Genomic DNA, 2,780 nt, shown 5'->3' with positions numbered 1-2,780 from the left:
CACCACTGTCGGTGCCTTCCCGGAGACCGAGGCCTCGCTGCGCGCCTTTCTGGGCACCGGGCCGGACGTCCGGCGACTGCTCGCCCGCGGCAGCGTGGTACGGGTGACGGTGGCCCTGGAACCGGACCCGGCCGCCCCGGGCGGCCTGCGCTGGACCAAGTCCCCACCGCCGTTCCAGCTCAACTCGGCCAGCGAGGTCACCGCCTGGTTCACAGTGGACCGGGAGCACCCGATCGACTGGTTGCTGCGGCGATGAGCGCGCCGACGACAGCCGCCAGCGGCACACCGCAGCTGCCCAGGATCCGGCGTCGCCGGGTCCGCACGCCCGCCCTGATCCAGATGGAGGCGGTGGAGTGCGGTGCCGCCGCGCTGGGAATCCTGCTCGCGCACCACGGTCGGCACGTGCCCCTGGAGGAGCTGCGCCGGGTGTGCGGGGTCAGCCGGGACGGCTCCACCGCGGCCACCGTGCTCAAGGGGGCCCGCCGGTACGGGATGGTGGCCAAGGGTTTCCAGATGGACCTGGCCGGCTTGGCCACCGTGGCGCTGCCGGCGGTGCTGTTCTGGCGGTTCGAGCACTTCGTGGTGCTGGAAGGGCTCGGCCGTAAGGTCCACATCAACGATCCGGCCACCGGCCCCCGCGCGGTGAGCTGGGAGGAGTTCGACGGCGCCTTCACCGGCATCGTGCTCACCATGGAGCCTGGCCCGCAGTTCCAGCCCGGCGGCACCCGCTACCGGCTGGTGCGGGCGCTGGCGCAGCGGTGGCGCGGCCCGGGTTCGGCGATCGCGCAGATGCTGCTGCTGGGCCTGCTGATCGCCGTGGTCGGTCTGACCATCCCGGTGATGGCCAAGGTCTTCGTCGACCGGGTGCTGCTGCAGGAGGATCGGGCCGCCTTCGCCGGCCTGGTGGCGGCGGTGGCGGTGGCCACCGTGCTGACCTTCCTGGCCAGCCTGCTGCAGCAACGCCTGACCGTACGCGCGGAGACGGCGCTCGCCCTCGCCAGCGCCGCCAGGTTCTTCCGACATCTGCTGCGGCTGCCGCCGACCTTCTTCGACCAGCGGCAGGCCGCCGACCTCAGCCAGCGGGTCCGCGGCAACGAGGTGGTCGCCGAGGTGCTCACCCGCCGGACGGCCACCACCGTGGTGGACACCGGCCTGGTGCTGGCGTACGGGGCTCTGCTCTGCCAGTACGACCTGCTGCTCGGACTGTGCGCGGTGGTCCTCGCCGGGCTGAACGTCAGCGTGCTGCGCTACGTCGCCTCGACCCGGTCCACCGCCGTCGTCGGCCTGCAGGCGGACCGCAGCAAGCTGGTCACCACCGTGTACACCACGGTTCAGATGATCGAGACGGTGAAGGCCGGCGGCGAGGAGGAACGGGCGGTGGCCCGGTTCGCCGCGCGCCATGCCACCGTCGCCACCCGTCAGCAACGGCTGGGGGTGCCCACCGCGGTGCTCTCGGTCCTGCCGGCGCTGCTCGCCTCGGCGACCACGGCGGTGCTGTTGGGGTTGGGCAGCCGGCAGGTGGTGGCCGAGTCGATGAGCGTCGGTGTGCTGGTCGGCATGCAGAGCCTGGCGGCGGCGATGAACCGCCCGCTGGGCAATCTGACCGCGCTGGGTTCCCGGTTGCAGGACATGAGCGCCGACCTCAACCGGCTGCGTGACGTGGAGCGCTACCCACTGCCCACGGTCCAGGACCGACCCGCCGGTCCGGTGGCCCCGATGGAGGGGCACCTGCGCATCGACGGGGTCACCTTCGGCTACAACCCGTTGGGCCGTCCACTGCTGGAGAACTTCAGCCTGGACCTGCCGCCGGGTGCGCGGGTGGCGCTCGTCGGGCGGTCGGGCAGCGGCAAGTCGACGGTCGGCAGGCTGGTCGCCGGGCTCTACCGGCCCTGGACCGGGCGGGTCACGGTGGACGGTCTGGAGCGGGCCGCCGCCGACGACGGTCTCTGGGCGGCCACCGTCGCCATGGTGGACCAGGACCAACGCCTGTTCGAGGGGACGGTGCGGGACAACGTCACCATGTGGGACCTCACTGTCGCCGACGACGACGTCGTCACCGCGCTGACCGACGCGTGCCTCTACGACGAGGTTGCGGCCCGCCCAGGTGGTCTCGGCAGCCCGGTGCGGGAGAACGCCCGCAACTTCTCGGGTGGGCAGCGGCAGCGGCTGGAGATCGCCCGAGCGCTCGTGCGCAACCCCCGGGTGCTGGTGCTGGACGAGGCCACCAGCGCGCTGGACGCCGAGACCGAACGCCGGATCGACCTGCACCTGCGTCGGCGCGGGGCCACCTGCCTGATCGTGGCCCACCGCCTGTCCACGGTCCGCGACTGCGACCTGATCGTCGTGCTGGACGGCGGCCGGGAAGTGGAGCGCGGCACCCACGAGCAGCTCGTCGCCCAGGACGGGGCGTACGCGCGCCTCGTTCGCGACCACTGACCACGACGATCCGAGGAGACGCTGATGAGTGGCGCGGTGGAGGATGCCCCGGCCGGTGGCCTGAGCGCTTTCTGCTCGGACGGCGTACGCCAGGTGTGTCGCCTGGACGGCCCGGCGGCGGGCTGGCTGATCACCGGCGGTGAGGCCGACCTCTTCGCGGTACGCCGGGCCGGGATGAGCCCCTCGCGTCGACACCACGTGGCCCGGCTGCCGGCGGGTGGCCTGGTGCCGACGTCCACCGCGATCGGTGCGTGGCAGTTGATCCTGGTGCCGTTGCCCGGAACGGAGCTGCGCGGGTTGTCCCGGCGTCACCTGTCGGTGCTGGAACGGCATGTTCGGCTCGG

General features: G+C 72.7%; 3 protein-coding genes. All 3 read left to right on the top strand.

Going from position 1 to position 2,780, the window contains the following annotated elements:
• A partial coding sequence (locus KBX53_RS28565) for a hypothetical protein (RefSeq protein WP_210862670.1) occupies positions 1-256 on the top strand: 256 nt, incomplete at its 5' end.
• On the top strand, positions 253-2,436 hold the full coding sequence (locus KBX53_RS28560; RefSeq protein WP_210862668.1) for an NHLP family bacteriocin export ABC transporter peptidase/permease/ATPase subunit: 2,184 nt from the start codon (positions 253-255) through the stop codon (positions 2,434-2,436). The genes KBX53_RS28565 and KBX53_RS28560, both read left to right, overlap by 4 nt.
• Positions 2,437-2,460: 24 nt before the next feature.
• Positions 2,461-2,780 (top strand): hypothetical protein (locus KBX53_RS28555; protein ID WP_210862666.1); only part of this gene is annotated, 320 nt, incomplete at its 3' end.

This window comes from Micromonospora sp. M51 (assembly GCF_018070305.1).
GTDB lineage: Bacteria > Actinomycetota > Actinomycetes > Mycobacteriales > Micromonosporaceae > Micromonospora > Micromonospora parva.
This window is presented reverse-complemented; position numbering and strand designations above follow the sequence as displayed.